17 protein-coding genes and 4 tRNA genes are annotated in these 25,222 nt (G+C 66.7%); 6 read left to right on the top strand and 15 right to left on the bottom strand.

Annotated elements, in window-relative coordinates:
• Positions 1-2: 2 nt before the first annotated feature.
• On the bottom strand, positions 3-314 hold the full coding sequence (gene rplU / locus C1O66_RS10905) for a 50S ribosomal protein L21 (protein ID WP_102767905.1): 312 nt from the start codon (positions 312-314) through the stop codon (positions 3-5).
• Positions 315-691: 377 nt separating this feature from the next.
• Here rplU and ispB point away from each other — a divergent pair, with 377 nt between their 5' ends.
• Positions 692-1,621 (top strand): octaprenyl diphosphate synthase, encoded by a 930-nt coding sequence (gene ispB, locus C1O66_RS10910; RefSeq protein ID WP_102769595.1) that lies wholly within the window; start codon positions 692-694, stop codon positions 1,619-1,621.
• A 53-nt stretch (positions 1,622-1,674) separates the two neighbouring features.
• Positions 1,675-1,751 (top strand) — tRNA-Pro (locus C1O66_RS10915).
• A gap of 192 nt (positions 1,752-1,943) precedes the next feature.
• Here C1O66_RS10915 and C1O66_RS10920 read toward each other — a convergent pair.
• From C1O66_RS10920 to recC, 5 genes are read right to left on the bottom strand one after another with little or no spacing between them, the layout of a single operon-like run.
• Complete coding sequence (locus C1O66_RS10920; protein WP_102767906.1) at positions 1,944-4,616, bottom strand: AAA family ATPase; 2,673 nt, start codon at positions 4,614-4,616, stop codon at positions 1,944-1,946.
• Positions 4,613-5,764: a metallophosphoesterase family protein gene (locus tag C1O66_RS10925; RefSeq protein ID WP_102767907.1), complete on the bottom strand. Its 1,152-nt coding sequence runs from the start codon at positions 5,762-5,764 to the stop codon at positions 4,613-4,615. Before C1O66_RS10925 ends, C1O66_RS10920 begins: the two co-directional genes overlap by 4 nt.
• A gap of 36 nt (positions 5,765-5,800) precedes the next feature.
• Entirely contained in the window at positions 5,801-7,774 is a 1,974-nt protein-coding gene (recD, locus tag C1O66_RS10930; RefSeq protein ID WP_102767908.1) for an exodeoxyribonuclease V subunit alpha, read from the bottom strand.
• A 2-nt stretch (positions 7,775-7,776) separates the two neighbouring features.
• Positions 7,777-11,571 (bottom strand): exodeoxyribonuclease V subunit beta, encoded by a 3,795-nt coding sequence (recB, locus tag C1O66_RS10935; RefSeq protein ID WP_102767909.1) that lies wholly within the window; start codon positions 11,569-11,571, stop codon positions 7,777-7,779.
• Positions 11,568-15,206 carry an exodeoxyribonuclease V subunit gamma gene (recC, locus tag C1O66_RS10940; protein ID WP_102767910.1) on the bottom strand — a complete coding sequence of 1,213 codons (3,639 nt, stop codon included), beginning with the start codon at positions 15,204-15,206 and terminating at the stop codon, positions 11,568-11,570. Before recC ends, recB begins: the two co-directional genes overlap by 4 nt.
• Positions 15,207-15,360: 154 nt before the next feature.
• Between recC and C1O66_RS10945 the strand changes: the two genes are divergently transcribed.
• Together C1O66_RS10945 and C1O66_RS10950 are read left to right on the top strand one after the other, a co-directional pair.
• On the top strand, positions 15,361-16,140 hold the full coding sequence (locus C1O66_RS10945; RefSeq protein WP_207795933.1) for an arylamine N-acetyltransferase family protein: 780 nt from the start codon (positions 15,361-15,363) through the stop codon (positions 16,138-16,140).
• Entirely contained in the window at positions 16,137-16,730 is a 594-nt protein-coding gene (locus tag C1O66_RS10950; RefSeq protein ID WP_102767911.1) for an NADPH-dependent FMN reductase, read from the top strand. Before C1O66_RS10945 ends, C1O66_RS10950 begins: the two co-directional genes overlap by 4 nt.
• 2 nt (positions 16,731-16,732) lie before the next feature.
• On the opposite strand, the gene C1O66_RS10955 is transcribed toward C1O66_RS10950, so the two are convergent.
• Positions 16,733-17,401 carry an MlaC/ttg2D family ABC transporter substrate-binding protein gene (locus C1O66_RS10955; protein WP_102767912.1) on the bottom strand — a complete coding sequence of 223 codons (669 nt, stop codon included), beginning with the start codon at positions 17,399-17,401 and terminating at the stop codon, positions 16,733-16,735.
• Positions 17,402-17,649: 248 nt separating this feature from the next.
• Entirely contained in the window at positions 17,650-18,228 is a 579-nt protein-coding gene (locus C1O66_RS10960) for a PEP-CTERM sorting domain-containing protein (RefSeq protein WP_165794561.1), read from the bottom strand.
• A gap of 324 nt (positions 18,229-18,552) precedes the next feature.
• Between C1O66_RS10960 and C1O66_RS10965 the strand changes: the two genes are divergently transcribed.
• Positions 18,553-18,879, top strand: a complete 327-nt coding sequence (locus C1O66_RS10965) for a DnaJ family domain-containing protein (protein ID WP_102769597.1) — start codon at positions 18,553-18,555, stop codon at positions 18,877-18,879.
• 11 nt (positions 18,880-18,890) lie between these two features.
• On the opposite strand, the gene C1O66_RS10970 is transcribed toward C1O66_RS10965, so the two are convergent.
• The 7 genes from C1O66_RS10970 to C1O66_RS11000 form a co-directional block, all read right to left on the bottom strand.
• A complete protein-coding gene (locus C1O66_RS10970) occupies positions 18,891-19,532 on the bottom strand; it encodes an MBL fold metallo-hydrolase (RefSeq protein WP_102769598.1) in 642 nt (213 codons plus the stop codon).
• Between the two features lie 323 nt (positions 19,533-19,855).
• The gene (locus C1O66_RS10975) at positions 19,856-21,082 is read right to left on the bottom strand and encodes an RtcB family protein (RefSeq protein ID WP_102767914.1); all 1,227 of its coding nucleotides are present in this window, start codon (positions 21,080-21,082) and stop codon (positions 19,856-19,858) included.
• Between the two features lie 65 nt (positions 21,083-21,147).
• The gene (locus C1O66_RS10980; RefSeq protein ID WP_102767915.1) at positions 21,148-22,284 is read right to left on the bottom strand and encodes a slipin family protein; all 1,137 of its coding nucleotides are present in this window, start codon (positions 22,282-22,284) and stop codon (positions 21,148-21,150) included.
• A gap of 259 nt (positions 22,285-22,543) precedes the next feature.
• A tRNA-Pro gene (locus tag C1O66_RS10985) sits at positions 22,544-22,609 on the bottom strand.
• Between the two features lie 198 nt (positions 22,610-22,807).
• Positions 22,808-23,368, bottom strand: coding sequence for an HNH endonuclease (locus C1O66_RS10990; RefSeq protein WP_102767916.1), 561 nt, complete (start codon positions 23,366-23,368; stop codon positions 22,808-22,810).
• A gap of 309 nt (positions 23,369-23,677) precedes the next feature.
• Positions 23,678-23,752, bottom strand: a tRNA-Glu gene (locus C1O66_RS10995).
• Between the two features lie 12 nt (positions 23,753-23,764).
• Positions 23,765-23,841: transfer RNA gene (locus tag C1O66_RS11000), tRNA-Arg, on the bottom strand.
• A 525-nt stretch (positions 23,842-24,366) separates the two neighbouring features.
• Here C1O66_RS11000 and C1O66_RS11005 point away from each other — a divergent pair.
• A complete protein-coding gene (locus C1O66_RS11005; protein ID WP_102767917.1) occupies positions 24,367-24,732 on the top strand; it encodes a hypothetical protein in 366 nt (121 codons plus the stop codon).
• Positions 24,733-25,222: the final 490 nt, after the last annotated feature.

Here is a 25,222-nt window from a genome sequence, read left to right on the forward strand (position 1 = left end):
GCTCAGCCGTTCACCGCGCTGATTTGCAGCTCGGTGTAAGTCTGGCGATGGCCTTGGCTCTTCTTGTAATGCTTACGACGACGCAGCTTGAAGATGCGCACTTTGTCGTGCTTACCGTGGGCCACAACCGTGGCAGTGATGCTAGCGCCAGCAACCAAGGGAGTGCCAACCTTCAGTTCAGCGCCGTTGCCGACAGCCAAAATTTGGTCGATCACAATCTCTTGGCCAACATCCGCAGCAATCTGTTCTACTTTGATCTTTTCGCCAGCCGCAACTTTGTATTGCTTGCCGCCGGTTTTTATGACCGCGTACATATCAGCCCTTTCAATTGAACCACCTGCGCTTGTTGCGCACCCCTTGCGGATTTCGGCAGGCCTCCAGAAGACACCCACCTCTCACGCACCAGCACAGGCCTAAGCTCTGCAGCAAGAACTGCGCAGAGCCCGCGAGTGTAGCACGGGGCAGCGCAGATCACAAGCGCCAAGCTCCCAGCGTTTCCTTGGCGACACCTCTGACCTGCCTTCCATCGCACCAGCGCAGCAAGACTTGCACCTCCGGGCGAAAGGGCGGCAGCGCTGTTCCTATAATCGCAGCTTCGCCAAATTGAGAGCCGAGAGTGCACGCTGCGCCTGCTTCGTCCCCCTCCCCCAAGCCCGTGCTGAGCGAGGCCCTTGCCACGCTGAACGCCGAGATGCTCGAAGTCGACGCCGTCATCGGCCGCCGGCTTGGCTCTGACGTCGCGCTGATCAACCAGATCGCGGGTTACATCGTCCACGCCGGCGGCAAACGCATCCGCCCCAAGCTGGTGCTCTTGTTCGCCAATGCCCTCGGCTACGACAAGCCGGAGCGTTTCGAGCTGGCCGCCGTGATCGAATTCATCCACACCGCCACGCTGCTGCATGACGACGTGGTCGATGAATCCTCGCTGCGCCGCGGCAAACAGACCGCCAACGCCCTGTTCGGCAACGCTGCCAGCGTCTTGGTCGGTGACTTCCTCTACTCGCGCGCCTTCCAGATGATGGTGTCGGTGAACCGCATGCGCGTGCTGGAAGTGCTGGCGGAGGCGACCAATGTGATCGCCGAAGGCGAAGTGCTGCAGCTGATGAACATGCACGACCCGGACATCACGGTCGACAGCTATCTGCGCGTGATTCGCTACAAGACCGCCAAGCTGTTCGAAGCCAGCGCCCGCCTCGGCGCCGTGCTGGCCGATGCCTCGCCCGTAGTGGAAGAAGCCTGCGCCGGCTACGGCCGCGCCCTGGGCACCGCTTTCCAACTGATCGACGATGTGCTGGACTACGAAGGTGACAGCCAGGCCCTGGGCAAAAACGTCGGCGACGACCTGCGCGAAGGCAAGACCACCCTGCCCTTGCTGATCGCCATGGAACGCGGCACGCCCGAGCAGCGCGCGCTGATCCGCCATGCCATCGAGCATGGCGAGCTGGAGCGCCTGAGCGAGATCGTGGAAATCGTCCGCACAACCGGTGCGTTAGATGCCACCCGCGAAGCCGCTCGTGGCGAAGCCAAGCTGGCCCGAGATTGCCTGAATTTGTTGCCTGCTAGCAAATGGCAAGAATCTCTGCTAGAATTTGCGGCTCAGTCGGTTGAGCGGTCTTTTTAAACCTCGTTTGAATAGCACCCGCGCAGAGCGGCAGAACAAGTCAAAAGACAAATCGGGGTGTAGCTTAGCCTGGTAGAGCGCTACGTTCGGGACGTAGAGGCCGGAGGTTCGAATCCTCTCACCCCGACCAGTTGATTCTTGTTCAAGTCGCTTTGACGACGTCCATCGGATTCCTCGCAATCCACGGCCACTGGCCCACACATCCGACGCTGCATTCGCAGCGTTTTTTGTTTCCAGATCCCTTTTTTGTTTGCCTGCCTGCGCGTGCAACCGCGCACAGAGCCCGGGCATGCACAAGACTGCACGCGCAGGCCACTTGCGATCAACGCAAGCTGCGCTGGGCGACGCCGAGATCGCGCCAGTCCTCGGGGTGGCAGGTGAAGAGCAGCAGCTGGTGGCGCTGCGCGGCGTCGAAGATCACGCGCTTCATTTGCGCCAGGCGCTGCGCATCGCTGTGCACCAAGGCGTCGTCGAGGATGAGCAGGGTCGGCCGGCCGGCTTCTTGCAAGAGGTCGGCATAGGCAAAACGGCTGATCAGCCCGAGCTGCTCACGGGCGCCGAAGCTCAGTGCTTCGAAATCGCCGCTCTCCACGCCGCGCTGGAGCAAGCCCGGCGTCAAGGCCTCGTCCACATCGAGCCGGGCATCCGGGAACAGCAGTTGCACATAACGCTGCAAATGCTGCTGCAGCGGCGCTTGCAGGCGGGCCAGGCTGGCCTGGCGTTTGCCGTCGAGCTTGCGGCAGAGCAGATCGAGTGCAGCAGCGCGCAGCCGCAGCTCATGCCAGCGGCGCTGGGCGCGTGCAAGATCCCCGGCGCTTTGCTCGCGCTGCTCGTCCAAGCCCTGCGCGCCCGCCTGCTGCAGGCTCTGCTCGATCAGCTGGATCTGCACCGCAAGCTCCTGATGGGCCTGCTGCATTTGTTGAACGCTGCGCTGCAGGCGCGCGATGTCTTGCTGGACGATGTCCGGCCGCGCGCGGTCCAGGCTGGCTTGCAAAGTTTCGATGCGGGCAGCCACGGCCGCCAACTCAGCCTCCCCGGCCAGCCACTGCCGCTGATGCTCGCGCTGCCGCTCCAATCGACCGGGCTCGGCCAACTGAGCTCGGGCCAGCTCCAGCTCGCGCTGCGCTTGCAGCTGCTGGGCCTCCATCGCGCTGTGCTGTTGTTCCAGGCGGCCGAGCTGCTGGCGGGCCGCTTCTTCCACGCGCTGGGTCGCATCGAGCGCAGATTCAGCCTCAGCCACACTGAGCGCAGTGGCCGCTTCACCGGCGGCCTGCTGCGCCAGCGCATCGTGCAAGGCCAAGAGCCGGGCCTGCAGATCGGCCTGCTCCTGCTGCAGCCGCGCCAGGCCCTGGGGCGCGCTCAAGGCCAGAGCCTGCTCGACCAGCTTGAGCTGGGCCAAGGCTTCCTGCTGGGCAGCAAACCGACTCTCCGCCTCGGCCAGGTCCTGCACGCCCAAACGCTCCATCGCTGCGGCATGTTCCGCTCGCGCCTCGCTCCAGCGAGCCTCCAGGCCGTCCAGATCCTGGCCGCCTGGCGTGATGCGCAAGCGCCCCAGACCCGGCAGATCGAGCACCCCAGGCGCAGCCAGCAAGACCTGACCCTGGCCCGCGAGTGATTCCGCCTCGGCCTGCCCCTCCTGGCGCAAACGCAGCTGCTGGCCCGCATCCAGCTTGAACTCCAGCCGGGTGGCCAAAGCCTGGCGCTGCAAGCTCAGCTCGCGCAGACGCTGATCCAGCTTGCGCAAGGTATCCAGGTCAGCCTTGGTGAGCGGCCGCTGCTGCGCCTGCGGCGCACGCAGCGCAGCCACGCTCTGCTGGGCCGCCTCGGCATGTTGCAAGGCCTCGGTCATGCGGGCTTGCTGATGCTGCGCGGCCTCCAGCTGCTGTCGGGTCTGGCGCGCGGCTTCGGCCTGGCGGGACTGTTGCAACTGGGCCTGGGCCTGGCGCACCTGGGCGCTGCTGTGCTTGAACTGATCGCGCGCCGGGGCCAGGCCAGCCTGCGCGCGCTGCAGCTGTTCGCTGGCCTGCGCCAAGGCCTGCTCGCGCTGTGTGGCAGCACGCTCCTGTTCGGCAAAAGCCTGCAGCTGGCGCTGCAGCAGTTGCTGCTGATTCTGCAACTGGTTCATGCGCTGGCGGGCCTCGCCCAGCTGCTGTTCGCTCTGCTGCAGGGCCGTTTGCGCCTGCTGGGCTTGAAGCAACTGCTGCTGCAGCTGCTCCCAAGGCCGCTCTTGCTCATCGCGCTGGTGCTGGCTGCGCAGCTGGGCCAAGCGGTCCACATCCTCGCGGTAACGGGCGATCTGCAGGTCCAGATCCTGCAGCGATTGTTGCAAAGCCTGCACCCGCTGGGCGGCCTGCTCCAGCTCGGCGCGAGGCTTGCCGGTGGCCGTGAGCAGCTCGCCGCGCTGGGCGCGCAGCTCGCTCAGCAGCGCATCGCCACCGCTGGCCGCCACCTGGGCGGCCGCGCCCTGCCCCAAGCGCTCGGCCTGGCTTTGCAAGGCGCCGTGCAGATGTTCGCGAGCATGCTGGGCCGCCTCGCGCAGCTCTTGGCCTGTGCCCTGCTCCACCCAGAGCAGGCCCGGTATGCCCCAATGCTCGGTCTTGCTGGCGCCGCGGCTGGCGAAGCCGTAGCCGAAAAGCTGGGCCAGATGGTCCTCGGCCTCCGCGCCCTCCAGGCTGCGTGCATCGATGCGCAAGTCGCAGCGCGGCCGTTTGCCGAAGCTCTTGGCCAGACGGTACTGGTGGCCATCGAAAGCAAAGTCCAGCTCCACGCTGGGCGCGGCGCTGCTGTCGCCCCAGGGCAGCAGATCGCCCACGGCCGATGAGCGGTGCCGCTCAAAAAAAGCGGCACGGATGGCGCGCACCAGGCTGCTCTTGCCCGCCTCGTTCGGACCGCAAAAGATGTTGAGGCCGGGTTGCAGGTTCGCCAGCTCGAATCCTTGCCGGAACTGCCGCAGCTGCTCGACGCGCAGGCGGCTCAGTTGCAGAGGCGCGTTCATGCCGACAGCTCCCTGCGGCGCTGGGCCAGAGTGGCAGTCAGCAAGGCCAGGGCCTCGCGGGCGATCTCGGCCTCGCCCGGCTCCTCAGAGCTTGGTGCCGGTCCGGCCGCTCCCAGTTCGCGCAGCTCCGCAATCACCTCGGCTAGATAGCCATCGGCCTGCAGGGCGGCGATGTCCTCGTCGGTCGGCGCCAAGCTCAGGGCCGAGGCCTCCACGCTCAGGTGGCGCAGGCGCCCCCGCAACACGGCCAGTGCGGCATTCAAGCGCTGATGCAGGTCCAGCGCCAGCTGGCCTTCGAGCCGCAAGCTCAACACGGTGTGGGCCGGCAAGGCCTCCAGGCGCTGCAGCAAGCCGTCCAGATCGCTGGCCACGCGCAGGCTGGCGGACAGCTCCAGCCAGTCGAACTGCGCCGTGCGCAGCGCCTGCACGCGCGGCTCCGCACCGGGTGCGTCGATCTCCACCAGCAGGGCCTGCCCCGAGTCATTGGCCTTGAATCGATCCGGCTCGGGCGTGCCGCTGTACCAGCAGCGAGCCTCGATGCGCTTGCCGCCATGCCAGTCGCCCAGGGCCAGGTAGTCCAGGCGCGCACGCGCTGCGCGGTCCGGCGCGATCGGGTTGGTCGCGTCGACCATGGACTCGGCCAGGATGCCCTGCACGCTGCCATGCGCCAGGCCCAGGCGCAACCAGCCCGCCGGCGTCTCGACCGCGTCGAACCAGGCTGTGCTGTCCCCGTAGGTATGACGTTGGCTCAGCGGCGCCGGCAGGATGGCCGTGCGGCAGGCTTCCAGCAGCAAGGGCTCGGGCCGTAGGGCCAGATGCACATGGGCCGGCACCGCGCCCAGGCGCCGGGCACGCGTCCACACGCTTTCAGCCAGGGCCGCATCGTGGTTGCCCGAGATCAGCACCCAGGGCCCGCTGAAGCCTGCCATGGCGTTGAACATGCGGCGTATCGTTCGCTCCGACACCGTCTGCGCATCGAACACATCGCCGGCCACCAGCACCGCATCGACCTCGTGTGTACAGGCCAGTGCGGCCAGCCGCTCCACGGCCGCCAAGCGCGCTTCGGCCAGGGGCAAGGCATCCTCGGGATCGAAGCTGCTGAACCAGCGGCCGATCTGCCAATCGGCGGTGTGCAGGAATCTGGGCATGGGCTGCAGGCGTGAAAAAATTTCAGTGAGGAAGACTCAAACAGCCAGCAAGTCCAGCAGGCCACTGGCCCGCCGGGTGCGCTGGCGCAAGGCTTGGTGGAAGGTCTGGGCCTGGGGGCTGACCAGGGTGAAGAACTTGCGGGCGCGGGTGATGCCGGTGTAGACCAGCTCGCGGCTCAGATGGCTGCCACCCTGCTCGGGCAGCACCAACACCGTGTGCTCGAACTCTGAGCCCTGGGATTTGTGCACCGTCATCGCAAACGCCGTCTCCACATCGTTGAGGCGGCTCACGCCCACCGAGCGCAGCTGCGGGCCATCGAGGAAGTAGGCGCGCAGGGGAATCAGGCCCTGGGCATCGAGCAGCTTGTGCGGCTTGAGCGCGATGCCGATGTCGCCGTTGAACACGCCGACGCTGGGGTCGTTGCGCGTGACCATGAGGGGCCGGCCCTCGTACCACTCGCCGCGCCGGCTCAGCAGACCCGCCTCGGCGAGAGCCCGCTCCACCGCCAGATTGATCCCCTCGGTGCCCCAGACGCCGGCGCGCACGGCGCAGAGCAGGCGAAAGCGCTCGAATTCGCCCAACACCCAACGCGCCCAGTCCTCAAAGGCCAGCAGGCCGGCCTCCGCCGGCGGGCGCTGGCGCAAGGCTTGCAAATACGAGGCATAACCGCCCGGCGCACCGGGCCGCCCCTGCAGGGCCAGGCGCAAGACATCGGCCGGCTCGGGCGCTGGCAGCTGCAGCAAGGCCTGATCTTCTGCTTGCGCCATCAAGCCTTGAGCCGCCGCCACATCGCCGCGGTTGACCGCCAAGGCCAGCTGGCCGATCGGCCCACCAAAACGCCGGCTTTCGCGAAGCATCACGGTGGCCTGGGCCAGGGCTTGAGGCCGCTCGGCCTGCAAGTACTCGGCAGGCAAGACCTGACCCGTCGCCGCCTGCGCAAAAGCCGCGGTGGCCGCGCTGTAGCCGCCACGCTCGGCCTCGCGGCAGAGATCCCCCAGCACCGCGCCGGCCTCCACCGAGGCGAGCTGGTCCTTGTCGCCCAGCAGGATCAAGCGTGCGCCGGGCGGCAAGGCCTCCAGCAAGGCCGCCATCATTTCCAGATGGACCATGGACGCCTCGTCCACGATCAGCACATCCAACTCCAGCGGATGGGCCGCATCGGCGCGGAAGGCGCGCGTGTCCGGCCGCGCGCCCAGCAAGGCGTGCAGGGTGCGCGCGGGGCCGATGTGGGAGGCCAGCTCGCGCAGATCGAAGTCCGGCGCCAGCGCCTCGGCCAGGCCTTGCAGGGCCGACTCGATGGACTGCTTGAGCCGCGCCGCCGCCTTGCCCGTCGGGGCGGCTAGGGCCACGCGCAGGGTCTGGCGCTGCGCGTGGACGGCGAACAGCAGAGCCAGCAGGCGCGCGGCCGTGTAGGTCTTGCCCGTGCCCGGGCCGCCGGTGATGACGGCCAGGCGGCTGCGCAAGGCCACGGCACAGGCCAGTTGCTGCCAGTCCAGGCCCGCGGCCGGTATGGGGAACAAGCGGCACAGCCAGGCGCGCAAGGCCAAGGTGTCGAGCCGCTCGGTCGCGGACACGCGCGCCAGCACCTGGCTGGCCACGCGCTGCTCGTACTGCCAGTAACGGCGCAGATAAAGGCGCTGGCCTTGCAGCACCAGCGGGCTGTGGTTGTCGGGCGCGCCGGGCTGCCAGACCAGGGGGCTGGCCGCCAAACACTGCGTCCACTCGGCCGGCGTCGTCGGCAGGTTCAGCTCCGCCAAACGTTGCGCCGGCTCGGCACCCCAGCCCAGCAGGTCGGGCGCGTCCTCGCAGAGCTGCGCCAGGGGCAGGCAGGCATGGCCACGCCCTTCCAGATGGCTGAGCAAGGCCACGGCCAGCAGCACGGCCGCATCGGCCTGCGGGTCCAGCTCATGCATGAAGCCGGCCAGGGCCGCGTCCAGGCGGCGCAACCACTTGTTCTGCACCCAGGCTTTCAACTCCTGCTGCAGCGCGGAGGGCGTGATCGGGTCCATGGTCATACCTCTTCTACTTTTTCTTCTTCCTGGTGCTGCGCATCGATCAGATCCTCAAGCCCCTCCAACAGCGCCAGCGGCGGCCGCACCCACAGGCAGCCAGCCTCGGGGCCGTCCATGCCGCGCATGAAGAGGTAGAGCGCGCCGCCCAGGTGCTGGGCCGGCTCGTAAAGCTCGCCCAGGCGCTGGCGCAGCAGGCGGTGCAGGGCCAGCAGGTAGAGCGCGGCCTGCACGTCATAACGGTGTTCGGCCATGGCAGCCTCGAGGACCTCATGGTCGTAATCGGCATCGCGCTCACCCAGGGCATTGGACTTGTAGTCCAAGACCCAGAAACGCCCGCCCTGCTCGAAAACCAGGTCGGCAAAGCCCATCATCAAACCCTGCAGCGCCCGCTCCGGCAGGGCCGGACGCGGCCGGCCGCCGAGCAGATGCTGGCGGCAGAGCGCGTCGATGGACTGCGAGCTCAGCCCGCTGCTGGGGAACCAGAACTCCATTTCCGGCAGCAGCGCGTCCAGGCGCGCCAGCGAAGCGCCCTCGCTCAGCGGCGGCAGCGGCGTTTGCAGCAGGCGACTCAACCAGCTCAAGACCTCGTCCGACCAGTTGCCCCAGCCCTGACGCTCGCAGCGCGCTCGCAGCTGGGCTTGCAGGGCCGGAGACTCGGCCAGGGCAAAGCCCTCACCGGCCAACCATTCCAGCTGATCGTGCAGAAAATTGCCGGCAAAAGCGCCACGCGGGAAGCGGTGCCAGGCGGGCAACAGGCTGACGCTGCTTGATGTTTGGGTTTCAGCGGGCGCCTGCGCCGCCAGGGCCGCCGCCTCAGGGTCAGCCAGGCGGTCTTCGTCGTCGCGCGCGGCAGCGTCGCTGATCAGGCGGCCGGCATCCAGGGCCGGCGCCTTGGCGCTGCTCAGCGCGCGCACCAGGGCCGAGAAGCTGCTGACCGTCCAGCGGCGCTCGAACTGGGCCTCGTACACCTCGGCTTCGCGCAACGGCGGCGCCGACCCGCGCGCTTGCAAGGCGCTGCAGGGCCAGTCCGGGCGGTAGATCAGGCGGCTCAAGTGAATGCCAGCCGGGTCGCCAGCGGCCAGATCCTCGGCCGAGCTCCAGAGCTCCTCCGGCGTCTGCGGCACACCGCCACCGAGCACATAGCCCAGGGCGCTGCGGTGCACCTGGCAATCGTCGCTCTGCCCCACTTTCAAGGCCGAGACGCCCAGCCACAGGGCATGGCGGGCGCGGGTTAGGGCCACGTAGAACAAGCGCAGGTCCTCGCGCTGGCGCTCCAGATCGGCGGCGGCGATCTGCTCGGCATCGGGCTCCAGATGCAGCTGCTGCTCCAGCTTGACGTAGCGCGCGCGGCGCTTGTCCACGGCGCGGAAGCTGGCGGCAAAGGGCAGGAACACCAGTGGGTACTCCAGGCCCTTGGATTTGTGCACCGTCACCACCCTGACCAGATCGGCGTCGCTCTCCAGGCGCACGATCTGCTCCTCGCCGCCGGTGCTGCCGGGCTCGGCGATCTGGGCCGCCAGCCAGCGGATCAGGGCCTGCTCGCCGTCCAGTTGGCTGCTGGCCGACTGCAAGAGCTCGGCCAAGTGCAGCACATTGGTCAAGCGGCGCTCACCGCTGACCTGCAACGTCAGGCCTGCGGCCAGCCAACGGCTGGGCAGCTGCAAACGGTGCAGGGTCTGGCGCAACATGCTCAAGACACCCTGCTGCTGCCAGACACTGTGCAAGGCCTTGAGCTGCTCGCTGCGCAGATCAAAGGCTTCGTCGTCGCGGGCCAGTTCGGCCAGCTCAACCAGGCTCAGCCCCAAGGTCGGGCTGGCCAGGGCGGCGCGCACCAGGCGGGCATCGAGCGGGGAAGCCACGGCGCGCAGCCAGGCCAGCAGGTCGCGGGCCTCATCGCTGGCGAAGACCGAGTCCTTGTCCGACAGGTAGACCGAGGCCAGGCCACGGCGCCGCATGGCCTCGCGCACGGCCGAGGCCTCGCGGGCATTGCGCACCAGCACAGCGATGTCGGCCGGGCGCAGGCGCTGGAATCTGCCCTGGGTTTCATTCAAGAACCCGGCTTTCTCATCATTGAGCAGGCTGACGATGGTCTCGGCGCACACCTCACCAAAGCGCTGCAGGCTGGCGCGGCCGTCCTGCAAATCCAGGTCCAGCCACAGCTGCAACGCGGGAACGGCACCGCTGCTGCAGACGAACACCTCACCCCGCCCGCGCGCCGCCACGGGCTGGAAGGGCAAGGGACTGGCCAGCCCGGCGCTGCCCAGCAAGAAGGCGCCGGCGTCAAAGGCCTCGGCCCGGGCGAACACGCTGTTGACTGCCTGAACCAAGGCTTGCGTCGAGCGGTGGTTGGTGCCCAGCAGATAGTGGCGGCCCTCGGTCTGGCGGCGTACGTTCAGATAACTGTAAATATCGGCGCCACGGAAACCGTAGATCGATTGCTTGGGGTCGCCGATCAGCAAGAGCGTGCTGTCGCGCGCGTTGCCGGCGATGCGGTAGAGCCGGTCGAAGATGCGGGTCTGCAGCGGCGAGGTGTCCTGGAACTCATCGATCAAGGCCACCGGGTACTGGGCCCGCATGCGCTCGCGCAGGCGGCGCGCATGGTCGCCATGCCGCGCTTCATCGAGGGCCTCGTCCAGGCGCTGCAGCATGTCAGCAAAACCGAAGCTGCCGTCCTGGCGCTTGAGCTCGGCCAGGCGATCGCGGATGTGCAGGGCCGCATGCAGGCGCAGCGGCGCGCTGGCCGAGGGCAAGGCGGCCAGGCCGGCGAGCAACTCTTCGAAGGCGGCGAACTCGGGCGGCCAGTCGGGCTCCGCAGCATCGGGCTTGAGCGCTTCTTTCATGCCGCGGAGCGGCAAGCGCTTGAGGGCCGAATCGCTGAGTTCCAGCGTCTCCTGCTCGGGATCGAGCGCCCATTCGGCCAGGGTTTTCAGCCAGGCGGTGTAATGCCGCGTCGCCAGCTTGCGCTTGTCGAAGGCGCATTGCTTGGGTGCTAGCTGCACATCAATCCAGCGTTGCATGGCCTCGGCGCGCTCGACCCAGCCATCCTTCAACAAGGCCAAGGCCTCACGCCGCCGGGCTTGCAGCGCCTCGATCAGCGCGCCCAGCGAGCCCGGCAGCGCCTGCTGAAAACCGGCGCCCTCACTCGCCTGGTCCAACTCCTGAGCCATCAAGGCCTGGGCATCGGCGCCCAGCGCGGCCACACCAGGCCAGACCTCGAACACGGCATCGAGCTGCTCGCCAGCAAGCGGGTAGACCTGCTGGCGCCAGTAGTCCTGGGTGGCGCCGTCCAGCAGCAGGCGCTCGTTGGCCACCAGCTCTTCGTCGAACAGGCAGCCGCTGTCGAAGGCATGCTCGCGCAGCATGCGCTGGCACCAGGCGTCGATGGTGTGCACGGCCGCTTCGTCCATGCCCTCGGCCGCGGCGGCCAGGCGCCAGGCTGCAGCGCGGCGGCCGGGGCCTTCGGGGTAGGCCTCGAGCAGGGCTTGCAGCAGCCCATCGGGGGCGGCCAACTCGCCGCGGAACACCCGCGCCGCCTCCAGCAAGCGTGCGCGGATGCGGTCAGACAGCTCGCGCGTGGCCGCGCGGGTGAAGGTCATCACCAGAATCTCGGCCGGCTGCAGCGGCCGCTCAAAAGCCGCCTCCTCGCCGCCATGGCCCAGCACCAGGCGCAGGTAGAGGGCCGCAATCGTCCAGGTCTTGCCGGTGCCGGCGCTGGCCTCAATCAGGCGGCTGCCCCAGAGCGGGAAGCTCAGGGGGTCGAGGGGAATGCCCGGGGTGTTCACGAAGGCGATCATGGCTGAGCCTCCAGGTTCGACACATCGCCCTGCACGGCTTCATGCAGCTGCATCACCACGCCTTGCTCGGCCCAGGCACGCAGAGGGCCGAAGAGGCGCTGGGCCAGATCGGCAAAGCGGCCGTCGGCGCTGAGTGCGGCGTAGCTGGGGTAGACGCGGGTGAGGCTCATCTCCTCGCCCTCGCCCGGCATGGCCTGGCGCCCCGCCGAGGCAAAGCCGCCGCCCTCGAAGACCTCGACCGGCTTGCCTTTTTCGGTATCGAGAAAAGCCAGCGCGGTCTTGGGCGCCAGCGGCAAAGGCTCCTGCATGCCTTGCTGCCACAGGGCGATCAGATCGGCCAGCAGGGGCTGCGCCTCCTCCTGGCCCAGCGGCTGCAGCTGCAGCCAGGCATCACGCCCGACCAGCACGCCGGGCACGGTGTCGAACCCGCAGCTGCTGGCCGCCAACATGCGCACCCAGGGGGCGATCAGGCGCTCCATGCGCAGCGCCGGCGGCTTGCCTTTGGCTGCGGCCTTGCCGCACAGGCGGCTGGGCAGCAGCTGCAGCCACACGCGCTCGGCAAACAGGCCTTCGCCGGCCTGTTGCAGCCCGTCGAGCCAATCGTCCAGCGGGCCCAGGCGCAGCGGGGCCTTGGGCGCGGCATCGGGGTAGTCGGCCTGCAGGCGCAGCCAGCGGTCGAGCATGGGCAACAGTTCCTCGGCCAGGCGCTGTTCTTCACGGCGGCCCAGCTCGGCCATGGGCAGGCGGCCGGCGCGCTGCAGGCGGGCAGCCTGCAGGCGGATCAGCGCGGCCAGATCGCCCTGATTGAGAGGCGGCGCAGCGCTTTGCAGGCGCTGCTCCTGGGCATTGAGCACCTGGTCCAGCAGACCGGCCAACAGGCTGTGGTCTTGCAAGCCATCGAGCGCGAAGGCCTCGGCGTCCTCGCCGGCCTCGTCTTCCGCATCCTCGAAGTGCACATTGAGCCGGCGGCGGAAGAACTCGCGCACCGGGTTGCGCAGAAAGCTGACCAGGGTGGCGAGCTTGAGCGGCGCTTGCTCCTCCTCGGCCGCGGCATCCATGCCGATGGACTCGCTGCTCAAGGGCTCCGCTTGCAGATGCGCATCGCGCCACTCACGGGCATGCGTGAAACGGCGCGGGTCGGCCGGCTGCTCGAAATAGCGGCGGCTGAAGGGCTGCAGCGGGTGCTCGGTGCTGAGCGCCTCGGGCAAGCCCTGACCCCAGCCGGCGGCCAGATAGTCGCGCAGCTGCGAGACCAGCACCGAGGGCGGCTGCTCGCTGTTGTCGCGCGCGCTGCGGCCGCTCCAGCTGATGTAGAGCTGGCGCCGCGCCGAGAGCAAGGCCTCCAGCAGCAGCTGGCGGTCGTCCAGCCGACGCGAGCGGTCGCCCGGGCGCAGCTGACCGGGCAGGCCCATCAAATCGAAATCGCTGCGGGTGCTGCGGCGCGGGTAGTCGCCATCGTTCATGCCGAGCAGGCAGACCACTTCAAACGGTACGGCGCGCATGGGCATCAAGGTGCAGAAGGTGACGCCACCGGCGCGGAAGCGCTTGTTCAGGCCGGGCTCGTCCACCCCGTCCAGCCAGGCCTCGCGGGCCACGGCCAGGTCCACCGGCTGATCCACAAAACCGGCCGCCTCGCAGGCCTCCAGCCAGGCCGAGAGGCCGGCGTTCAGCGCCGCCAGGCTCAGGCGTTCGCGCTCGTCGCTGGCTTCGAAGAAAGTCTCCAGCAAGGCGCGGCCGCGCGCCGCCCACTCGGCCGGCGTGGCCAGGCTGGCGCTCTGCGCCTGCCAGTCCAGCAAGGCGCCGAGCAGATCGGCGAGCGACCCGGCCAGATGCGCCTCCAGCCCGCCGATCTCGCCGTAGGGCTCGATGCCCTGGTAGGCCTCGCCCTGGCCGCTGGCAAAGCCCAGCAGCATGCGGCGCAGGCCGAAGGCCCAGCTGTTCTGCTCGCCACAGGCCGCCAGGCCCAGGCTGGCGCGCTGCTCGGCGTTCAGGCCCCAGCGGATGCCGGCGCCGCTGATCCACTGCGCCAGGCGCGGCAGATCGGCCGGCTCCAGACCGAAGCGCAGGGCCAGGCCCGGCACATCGAGCAGATCGCGCAGCTCGCTGGCGGTGCAGCGTGCTTGCGGCAGGCGCAGCAGCCACTCCAGCGCCACCATCAGCGGGTTGTTGCCGCGCTCGCTCAAGTCGGCAATGTCGAAAGGAATGTGGCGCGCATCGCTGCGCGCGTACTGGCCGAAGACCGAGCGGATGGCCGGCGCAAAGCCCTCGACATCAGGCAGCATGACGACGATGTCGCGCGGCTGCAGCTTCGGCAGGCCCGGCGGTGGCGGCGCGGCCAGCAGGCTCAAGAGCTGGTCGTGCAGGATCTCAACCTCGCGCTGGGCACCGTGGGCGATGTGGAAGACGATGGAGCGGTCCTGCAGCAGGGCCGGCTCGGGCGCACTGCGGCCGTAGCCGGCATGTTCGGCCAGGGGCACCAGGTCACGGATGCGGGCCTGCACCTGCTGCAGCAGGCTGCCGCCCTCGCCTTCAGCGGCAGCTTCATCGAAGAGGTCGATCTTGGCCGCGGGAAAGCGGGCCTGGGTCTGCACCGCATCATCAAAGGCATCGAGCGCGCGCACGAAATCGCGGCCCTGGCGGCCCCAGGCGGCCAGCAAGGGGTGGGCGTGGGCATGCATCTCCTCCAGCGGCAGCTCGGCCAGATCGCGGCCCTGGCGCAGGGGCTGGCGGCGGCGCTGCTCGCGAAGCTGTTGGCGCAGCAGCTCGCGGCCGTCGATGATGTCTGCCCAGTGGTAGCGGCAGGGGTTGGGCAGGGCCAGGATGACCTGGCAGTGGCGGGCCAGCGCGGCCAGGGCCTGCAGCGTCTGCTGCGGCACATGGGTCATGCCGAACAGAACCAGGCGGCGCGGCAAGCCGCGCGGCGGCTGGCTCTCGTCCTGCAGCGCCTGCATGAAGCGCTGGTGCAGCACCGGCCGCGTGCCGGCCCGCTCGGCCGCCGAGAGCGGCTGCAGCAAGGCACGCCAGAGCCAGGCCTGCCAGCGTTGATCGGGCGCCAGCGGCGGGGCTTGGCGCAGGTCCAGCTGTTCACCGGCCGGGGCCAGCTGGGCGGGCAGCACATCGTGGCCGAGGCCCCAAGCGTCCAGCCAGTCGCTGCGGTAGATCTGGTACTGGTCGTACAGGTCAGCCAGGCGCTGGGCCAGCTGCAGGCGCCGGTCCAGGCCACCGCGCCGCAGAAAATCAGCCAGGGGCGCGTAGACCTCGGCCGCTTGCGGGTCGGATGCCGCTGATTCCAGCAGTTCGGGCAACAAGCGCATCAGCCGCCAGGTCAGCGGCAGCTTGTCCAGCGGCGACTGCGGCGGCACGGTCTCGCGGCCCAGCAGCTGGCGGTAGCTGCGCCACATGAAGCGGGCGGGCAGCTCCACCCGGGTGGCGGCGCAAATGCCGCGCAGGCTGGCCAGCTGCATCTTCAGCCACTCGGCCACGCCATTGCTCTGCACCAGCAGCACTTCTTCTTCCAGCGGGCGCAAAGGGCTGCGGCGCAGCCACTCGAACACCGCATCGCCCAGCAGCTCGGCGCGGTTGCCGTGCAGGACCAGCAGGCCGGGGGTGATGTCGGTGGATGGGAGTGCGCTCATGGAAGGGATAGGGTCTTGTTCTGGCCGAAGGTCGGCGTTCCTCGCGCCGGGCCAAATTCAAGCACAGAACTGGGTCGGCTCTGGAAAAGAGTCCGCCATGCCCAGCGGCCATGACCTTGGGCGAGGGCGCCGCACTTGCGCACAATGGTGTCCCATGAGCATGAACGTTGACGCCTATCTGCAGCGCTTGGCCTACTGCGGCGACCGCCAGCCCGATCTCGCCACCCTGGCCGCCTTGCAATGGGCCCATCTGCGCCAGATCCCGTTTGAGAACCTCAGCATCCATCGGGGCGAAGCCATCGTCCTCGAAGAGACCGCCTTGTTCCGCAAGATCGTCGAGCAGCGCCGCGGTGGCTTTTGCTACGAGCTGAACGGCTTGTTCGCGGCGCTGCTGCGTGAGCTGGGCTACCGGGTCAGCTTGCTCTCGGCGCAGGTGGCCGGGGCCGATGGCATGTTTGGGCCGGAGTTCGACCACCTCTGCCTCGCCGTGCACCTGGAAGACGGCGCCTACCTGGTCGATGTCGGTTTCGGCGATTGCTTCCTGCAGCCGCTGCCGCTTGAACCCGAAGCAGCACCGAGCCGACAGGGCCGCCATGTCTACCGCATTCAGGCGCTGGGCGGCGTTCGCACACTGCAGCAACTCCCCGCTGAGCACGAGGCCTGCGCGAGCTGGAGCGACGAATACCGCTTCAACTTGCAGGCACGAGACTTGAGTGATTTCGAGCCGATGTGCCGCTTCCACCAAAGCTCGCCCGACTCGCACTTCACGCGCAAGCGCATCTGCTCTCGGGCCACGGACGATGGAGGCCGCATCAGCCTCAGTGATCGGCGCCTGATCCTCACCTCGGCCGAAGGCCTCAAGACCGAAAGCCTGCTGCCTTCGGAAGCGGCCTGTCAACAGGCCTTGCTCGACCATTTCGGAATCCAAGCATGAGTGACACGCAACAAGCCACACATCAACCGCGCGGCAAGATCGTCGGCCTAGGCGGCAGCCTGCGAGCTGCCTCTCTGTCGGCAGCTGCCCTGCGCGCCGGCATGGCCATGGCGGCTGAACTGGGGCTGGATTGTGAAACCCTCGATGTGCGCGAGCTGCAGCTGCCCATGTACCGGCCCGACTGGGCGCTGGCGGACTACCCGGCCGAACACCAGGCTTCGCTGCAGCGCCTGGTCGCGGCATTCCGCAGCGCCGACGCCATGCTCTGGACCTGCCCGGCCTACCACGGCGCCATGAGCGGGGTTTTCAAGAACGCGCTGGACTTCATGCAGCTGCTGGCCCGCGACCCGCGGCCCTATCTGCAAGGCTGTGCGGTCGGCCTGGTGAGCCTGTCCGACAGCTCCCCCCTGGGCGGCATGGCCCATTGCGTGCAGGAGCTGCGTGCCTGGCTGGCGCCGACACGCCTGACCCTGGACGACGGCGACTTTGATGACGCGCTGGCGCTGCGCGATGAAGCGGCACAGCGCCGGCTGCGGCGCCTGGTGGGCGAGCTGGCCGGCTTTGTGGCCAGCCACCCCCTGACCCGCTGAGTTCAGGCCTTGGCCGGCAGGGGTTTCTTGCTGTTCTTCTCGGCCAGCATCTTGATCAAGCCTTCGATGCCGTTGGCATTGACCTCTTGCGCAAAGGGATTGCGGTAGGTCTGCACCATGGAGGCGCCGAGCACATTGAAGTCCCAGATCTTCCAGACGCCGGCCTCCGATTTCTCGAGGCTGTAGTTCAGCTGCACCGGCTCGCCCTTGCCGACGATCTGGGTCTTGATCTCGACCTGGCCGCCTTCCGTGGCGCCAGGGCGCAGCGGCGCTTGGCGGATGGTTTGATCCTTGAACTGCGAGAGCGCACCAGCGTACACACGCAGCAGCAAGCCCTTGAACTCGGTCTTCAGGCGCTCGCGCTGCTCGGGCGTGGCCTGGTTCCAGTGGCGACCCAGGGCGCTGCGCGTGGTCTTGTCGAAGTCCACGTGCGGCATGATTTTCTCGTCGACCAGCTTGACGATGCGCTGCAAGTCACCGGCCTGGATGGCCTTGTCGGCCTTGATGGCTTCCACCGTCTCCTGCGAGAGCTCACGGATCAAGGTGTCGGGCGCGCTGGCATCGGCGGCCAGGGACAGGCCCGGATTGATGGCCATCAGCGCCAGCAAGCCCGAGGCCAATGCGGCGCGGCCGCGGCGGGCCAGGGTGGAGGTGGATGAATGGACTTTCATGGCGAATCGTCTTTCCTTGTGCTGCTGCGCCCGGGCAGATGCCCCGGCAGGGCCGCGTCAGCGGCGCCCTGGGCTCTCGCACATCGACCCACGAGAGGGCGCACGCCGGCTCGGCGGACGGCCGATTCTGAAAGCCGAGCCCTGAAAACAACAGCGCGCCGGAGGCAGTGCCGCGCGGCGCGCTCTTGGGCAGCGCCTGGCGCCACCCCGGTTCAAAAAACCAGAACAGGAGCTCGCGCGCCTGCGCCTCAGGCCTTGCCTTGGCTGCTGCGGCGGCCGCGGCCCACCACGCCGGCCAGGCCCAGGGCGGCCAGGGTCAAGGCCAGGGTGGCCGGCTCGGGCACATGGTTGTCCGGGCCGAAGGTGGCCTTGAGCTGGCCGATGGTGAAGGGGCCAGGAATGTCGAAGTGGTGCGTGCGGGCTTCATCGGCGCCCAGACCCTCGAAGTTCAGGCCTTGGCCACCACGCTGATCACCACGGACGTATTCCGTGCGCAAGTAGAAGTTGGTGAAGCCGCTGTTGTCCACGGTGGCCCAGAAATTACTCAGCTGATCCAGGCCGTAAAAGAAGTTTTCGGTCACACCATCCAGCTCGATCTGCAGATGGAAACTGAAGCTCTTGAGATCGGTATAGCTGATGTCGCCGCTGAACTGGCCCGAGTTGGTTTCAAAGGAGCCGGTGCCGGTGGCCTTGGCTGCGGTCCACCAGCTGCTGGTGCCATGGCCCGAATAGCTCAGGCTGACCGGTGCGGCCTGGGCCGACATCAGGGTCAGGGCGGCCGCGGCGCCGATCAAGGTCTTGCTGAAGATCGTGGATGTAAAGGCCATGGTGTTGGTTCTCCCTCGGGGGTGAAATGCATCGATGCCGTGTGGTGTTCTCCGGCGTGTTCTCGGTCCTTGTTCGCGGCCGCCGGGCTGCCGCCAGCACCAGAAACAAGCGCTGCGGCAGGCCCCTGAAAGACACGGGTTTGACCGGATGCGAATTTTGCCGGCGCACCGACGCGCCACACCCCCCGCAACTGGGTGCTTGGGTTTATTCACGCGCCTGTTCAGCGCAGCCACGGGGCGCATGTCGCCCGCCCGATGTTTTCTACACTGGGTGCTGGCATGGCCTGTTGTCAAGCCAGCCAGCGAAAACTGAAGGGTCAAGTCATGCGTGACGACGAAATTGCCCAGCACCTGCAAGAAGCACTGAAGTCGGGCGAACTGCAATCAGCCCAAGGCTTTGGGCAGCCCCTGCCCGAGGACGAGGCCTGGCAGGCCACGCCCGAGAGCCTGCGCATGAGCTTCAAGATCCTGAAAAACGCAGGCCACGCGCCGGCCGAGGTGGGCCTGTTTCGTGACAAGGCGGCGCTGCAAGCACGCATCGCCGCCTGCGAGGACGAGGCCCTGCGACGGGATCTGCAGACCCAGCTCAGCCAGCTCGAGCAAAGCCTGAGCCTGCGGCTGGAGTCGCTGCGCGTCCACAATCAGCTGTGAGCGGATGTCCTTCAGCGATCCCGCACATGCGGGTTGCTGCGCCGTTCCGCGCCAAAGCTGCTCTCCGGCCCGTGGCCAGGGATGAACACGGTCTCATCGCCCATGGGCCAGAGCCGCTCGCGGATCGAAGCGAGTAAGGTGGCGTGGTCGCCACCGGGAAAATCCGTGCGGCCGATGCTGCCGGCGAACAGCACATCGCCCACAAAGGCACGCGCAATCTGTGGTGAATGGAACACCACATGGCCCGGCGTGTGGCCCGGGCAATGGCGCACGTTCAAGGTCTGCCGGCCGATCTGCACCGTATCGCCGTCGGCCAGCCAGCGTGTCGGCGTGAAGGGCTCGGCGGCGGGAAAACCGAACATCTGGCTCTGCTGCGGCAGCCCATCGATCCAGAACTGATCGCCCGGATGCGGCCCGATGATGGGCAGCTGCAGCTCACGCGAGAGCTGCCCTGTGCCGCCGGCATGATCGATGTGCGCATGGGTCAACCAGATCGCTTGGAGCGTCACACCCTGCTGCTGCACCGCCGCCCGGATGCGCGCCAGATCACCGCCGGGGTCGATCACCGCCGCCTCCAGCGTCTCGTCACACCAGACCAAGGAACAGTTCTGCTGGAAGGCGGTGACGGGAATGATTTGGTAGCGCAGGGTCATGATGAAGGAGGCTGAGAACAAAGTTTCGAAGTGACTGGCAAATTATCGAAGTCTCAGGGGGCGGCAGCGAACGGCGTGAAGTCAAAGTTTCGAAGTGAGTTGTCGCGCTTGGGAAAAGCGGGCGGGGAGCTGTGTGGGAGGGGGCAGCTGCGGTGATGGATGCCGGCTGAGGCCACATTCGGCGTGGCCACCAGTTAACCGGCTCCAACCAGCGCAAAACCGCCCTGCAGCATCGAACGATTCCAGGGCGCATGCCCGACTGCGGCCGAGCGCGGGTTGAGCGACCTTTGCATCGGCATGGTGGTATCGATCAACCCAGAAGTTCAGCCCTTCACACAAACCACCTGCTTCAGGGTATGCACCACGTCGACTAGATCCGCCTGCGCGGCCATGACGGCGTCAATGTCCTTGTAGGCTGCAGGCGTCTCGTCAAGAACGTCTTTGTCCTTGCGGCATTCCACACCTTCAGTGGCGGCACGATGGTCAGCCAAGGTGAAGCTGCGTTTGGCATCGCCACGGCTCATGACACGGCCGGCGCCATGCGAGCAGGATTCGAAAGACTCCGGATTGCCCTTGCCGCGCACGATGAAGCTGCGCGCGCCCATGCTGCCTGGGATGATGCCCAGTTGGCCAGCCTTGGCGCTCACGGCGCCCTTGCGGGTGACGAATACGTCCTCGCCAAAGTGCTGCTCGCGCTGCACATAGTTGTGGTGGCAGTTCACCGCCTCGATATGGCTCTGGAAGTTCTTGTGCAGCACCGTTTTCGCTGCTTCGATCACGCGGCGCATCATGACCTCTCGGTTCATCGCGGCGTACTTCTGTGCCCAGCTCACGGCGCGCACGTAGTCGCCGAAGTAGCGGCTGCCTTCCTCAAAGTAGGCCAGGTCGCGATCCGGCAGATTGGCCTGGTGGCGCATCGCGTCCTTCTTGGCCAGTTCGATGAACATGGTGCCGATGGCATTGCCCACGCCTCGCGAGCCCGAGTGCAGCATGAACCAAACGGCACCAGCCTCGTCGAGACAGACCTCAATGAAGTGATTGCCGCTTCCGAGCGTGCCCAGATGCTTGTGGTGGTTGGTTTTATCCAGCTTGGGATAGCTTCGGCAGATCTCCTTGAATTCAGGCTCGAGCTGCGCCCAAGCCGTGTCTACAGAACCTGGCGGCTTCTGCCAAGCACCCGGGTCACGGTTGCCTGGCGCGCGTCCATGCGGCACCGCTCGCTCAATCGCCGCGCGCAGTGGGGCGAGGTTGTCGGGCAGGTCCTCAGCGCGCAGCGTGGTCTTGCAGGCCATCATGCCGCAGCCGATGTCCACACCCACGGCGGCCGGAATGATGGCCTTGATGGTCGGGATGACCGAACCCACGGTAGCGCCGATACCGAAGTGCACGTCCGGCATCGCAGCCACATGCTTGAAGACGATGGGCAGGCGTGCCGCGTTGGTGAGTTGGCGCTTGGCTTCGGGCTCGATGGGCACGCCACGCGTCCACATCTTCAGCGGCACACCGCCGGGGACGTCCTCGTGGATATGTTGAGTTTGTTCTTGTTCCATGATCTAGTTTCCAATGTAGAGCCCCGGCCGAGCGAGATTCAAGTTGCGCCCAGCCGGGGCGGTGATCAACGCAGCTTCACGAGCCCGTTGAGCACCTGGTCCAGACCTCCGAAAACGGAGATCTTGTCAATGCGCTCCGCCACACGCTCCAGGGTTTCCAGTTCCTTGAGGCGCAGGGCGACGGGGTTGTCCTCCATCACCTTGGCGGTGTTCAGCAGCGAGCGCGTTGCAGCGGTTTCCTCGCGGCGGCGGATCACGTTGGCTTCGGCCGCTTTCCCGGCCTCCACCACCTGAGCGAGGATGGTCTTCATCTCGCCCGGCAGCACGATGTCCTTGACGCCGACGCTGGTCAGCTCGAGCCCGAGGGCGGCGAGCTTGTCCTTGACCTGGGCGGTCACGACCTCATCGATGACGCTCTTGTTCTCAAGAAGCTCATCGAGCGAGCGTGTGCCCACCGCAGCGCGTAAGCCGAGTTGCAGTTCGCGGTACAGGTGCTCGGCCGGCTTGGCCAGCGCCTTGTAGGCGCTGAGCACGTCCGAATAGCGCCAGGTGGCCGAGAGATTGAGTCGCAGCGCCACCTTGTCTCGGGTCAGGATTTCCTGGCCCGTGACTTCAACGGACTGCAAGCGCAGGTCCACCAGCTCCACGTTCACACTGCGGTTGAACTTCCAGAAGGCGAACGAACCCGCACCGAGCAAGCGCTCGATCTTGCCGTCGACCCACAGAATGCCCGCGCCGTGTTCCGGCACGACCACCTGCAGCACACCAGCCAGGCCGGTGATGCTGCGCGGACGCAGCTGGGTCTGCAACAGGCGGGCGGTGAGCGCAGGCGACAGTTCTGGGGTGCTGGCCAGGTCGATCACCTCAAGCTGCACATCCACCAAGCCCTTCCAGTACAGCCGGCGGGTTTCAGGCGGCAGCAGCTCAACCAGCACACCGTTCTCACTGCGCAGGCCGACCTGCGTCGCATTCAACTCAACACGAACGAACTCGGCCTCGACCACCGCCGGCTCTTTGGCCAGCAAGTAGTCCGTCAGCGGGTGCACGAAAGCCGGAGCTCCGATGGCGACCAGTTCGACCTGAAGCCGATCCAGTCCAGACAGGAGCCAATGTGTGCCAGGTTGCAGCACACGCTCGAAGTCGCCATTGCGCAGCAGCAGGCCGCGCTCGTTCTTCTTCACATTGACACGCTTGATCGTCATGGTGTTCTCCTTGTTGCAGCGTGTGTTTCAAATAGGGTGCCGTTACAGCGCGGACACGGACCTCGGATGCCTGGGACTGGGTGCCACGGTGCGTCGTCGGCATGCCCTTTCTGGACAAGCCTCGGACTGACCGTGGACGCAGACCCCGCGTGCCCGAAGCTCAGGTGGCCGCGCTGATGCCGTTCAAACCCGAAGGCAGACCGGCACGTTCGGCGGGGTGGTCTTTCGACCGTTTTTCACTGGCGTGACAGGCCATTTGTGGAGTGGGAGTCGAACCCACGACACACGGATTCCAAATCCGTTGCTCTACCCGACTGAGCTATCCAGTGGTGGCGAAACCGGGAGTCGAACCCGGACCCTTGCGGGACAACCGTGCTTCACCGTATCGGCCTCTTCCAGCAGAGCGGCATGCGCCGCAGCGACGGGACGGACCCGGCCACAGCGCACCGGTGGGGTGGTACCCCCTACCTGTGAGCCCTGCCTTCCAAGGCAGATCTGTTGGCGCCTGGGCCGACCTCGTGGATCAACTCAGGCGCGATTCTTTCGGCAGCCGTGCGGCCAGCCACTCATGCACGTCCGCACGAATCCGCCTGCCCTTGAGCAGGAAGTCCTCGAAGCGGCTGGGCACATAAGGCGTGAACAGCAGCGGCATCCCGGCCTCCTCCGGCGTGCGGTCGGCCTTGCGCGCATTGCAAGCGCGGCAGGCAGCGACCGTGTTCATCCAGCTGAGAGGGCCGCCACGCGAGGCCGGCAGGATGTGGTCGACCGTGAGTTCGCGCAGGTCATGCGCATCGCCACAGTAGGCACAGGTCTGTCGGTCACGCCGGATCAGCTTGAGCTTGTTGAAGCCCGGCTCTCGCTCGAAGAGGTTCAAGCGCGAACTGCCGCTCAAGGCCAGGATGGCTGGAACTTCAATCCTGGACTGAAGGCCGGAGTGGACGTTCATGCCGCCGCGCAGGACGGCCAGCGGCGTATCACCGAGCGACCAGGCCACGGAGCGGGAGGCCACATGGACCGCCCCCTGCTCGACCGAGATCCAGGCCTGGGGCTGGCCGGTGATGTCCAACTGCAATACATCGTGCATGGCGTCCTCCTTTCTGCGACTGGGCACGACTGAAATTCAACGACGAAGGCGGCGAGGCTCCAAGCTGCGCCCAGCGGATTCAAGGCTTAGTGCTCTTCCAGCAGAGCGAGGCCACGACTGACCAATGGGCGGCAGCGCTGCTCAACGCTGGTAGTGATGGCGGTTCTGCTCCCAAAGCAGTTGCGCTTTCCACTTGCGCCACACACGGGTCCTGCTCCCAAGGGTTGTCGGTGACGGGTTCCGACGCCGCCCAATCTTTGCGGCCGGTTTGCGCCTATCGAAGCGAGAGCTCGACGACAGGCTTGGGTTTGGCATCCCGTGCGGGAGTCGAACCCGCCTCTTCGGCTTGAAGGGCCGAGGACCTCACCGGAAGTCCAACGGGACAGAAATGAAAGCTGGCGCCTCGTGGAGGATTCGAACCTCCGGCCTCCGGTTTCGTAGACCGGCGCTCTGCTCCGCTGAGCTAACGAGGCCATGCACTCTCGGCTGTGTCCGCACGCGATCTCGACATGGTTGCCGAGATCGCTGCATGCCGGCTCCGTCTGCAGAACGTGCTTGGCACACATGCACACCGAGCTGGCCGGTGCTTGTGCACGGGCACACCCGAGAGGGCATCAATCCGATTTGCAAGAGCCAAACAAAAAGCCCGGTTCCTGCAGGAGACCGGGCTTCAGGGGATCGGAGATGGATCCCTGGAATGTAAGAACTTCAGTAGGCTGAAGTTCCTCCCGGTAACGGTGAGTCACCCTCAAATCGGTCATGCCGCGGCTGGCTCAGTGCGAACAGCATCGCGAACTCATGGCGACCCGCAGCGACGCACAAAGCCATCTCGACCGACATGGGTCGTTTGGCGTTGGCGATGGAGACTGTGCGGAGCATGATGAGATCTGGCGGGTTGGGGTGAATCAACGAATAGAAGAATTGTGAAGAGTGTTCACGCGTTCGTCAACACATTCGATCACATAGAATGCATGTGAAGTGTTTTAACAACACCAGCCGTGTCCAGCATCACTACGTTCCGCCGACTCAACGCCATCGCGCTCTTCCAGACTTTCGCGGAAGAACGCATCGCCGCAGGCGATCCGCCCAAGGGGCTTGAATCCACCTGGGCTAAACAAGTCGAGATGAGTGGCGCAACATGGTCGATGGCCAAGAGTGGCGCACGCCCCATCGGCGACAAACTGGCGCGACAGATTGAACAACATTGCGGCAAGGAGCCAGGTTGGCTCGATGTGGAGCGTGAACCAACTGGGCTGTCTCCAGGAGAGCAGCAGTTCCTTGCACTCGCCCTCAAGGTCTATCGCGAAACAAACAGCGATGGGCGAAAGCGCTTGAAGCAGGCGCTGAAAACTTTCCAAAAATAGGCCGCTGTCCGAGCAAGATGTGGGGCGCCCTGCGGGTGATGCTGTGCTCGCGCCGGGCTTTTGCCTTCAATCTTTGCGAGAACACGGTTGTGGTTGATCGATCTTCAAGCAGACCCAAACCCTCGATGGCGTAGTCAATGCTCTGCGCGGGCTTCCCGGCGATTGACCTGCTGTTTCGACTGTGTGCACCCGCACGGTCGGATGCCATCGCCGACAGGTGGCCACTCCCTCCCGTCTGTACCCAAGCTAAACGAGCGATCGACCGCCCTCTGCAGGCTGCCGGCAGATCCGTGCAGGATCGGCTCAGCCTGCGACTTGGCCGCCCGCCTTCCCTGCCCGGCGCGGCACACGGAACTTGCCCTGGTTGCCGAGCGGGCTGGCCGCTGCGGCCTGTTTGGGCGAGGCAAAACGAACAAAGCGAATGTCAGGCGGCACTGCCGGGCGCAGGAGGTCAGCCATGGCCGCCTGTGCGGCGTCGCAGTTGGAAAGC

Origin of the sequence: Paucibacter aquatile, from assembly GCF_002885975.1 — a bacterium.
In the GTDB taxonomy this organism is placed as follows: Bacteria; Pseudomonadota; Gammaproteobacteria; order Burkholderiales; family Burkholderiaceae_C; genus Paucibacter_A; species Paucibacter_A aquatilis.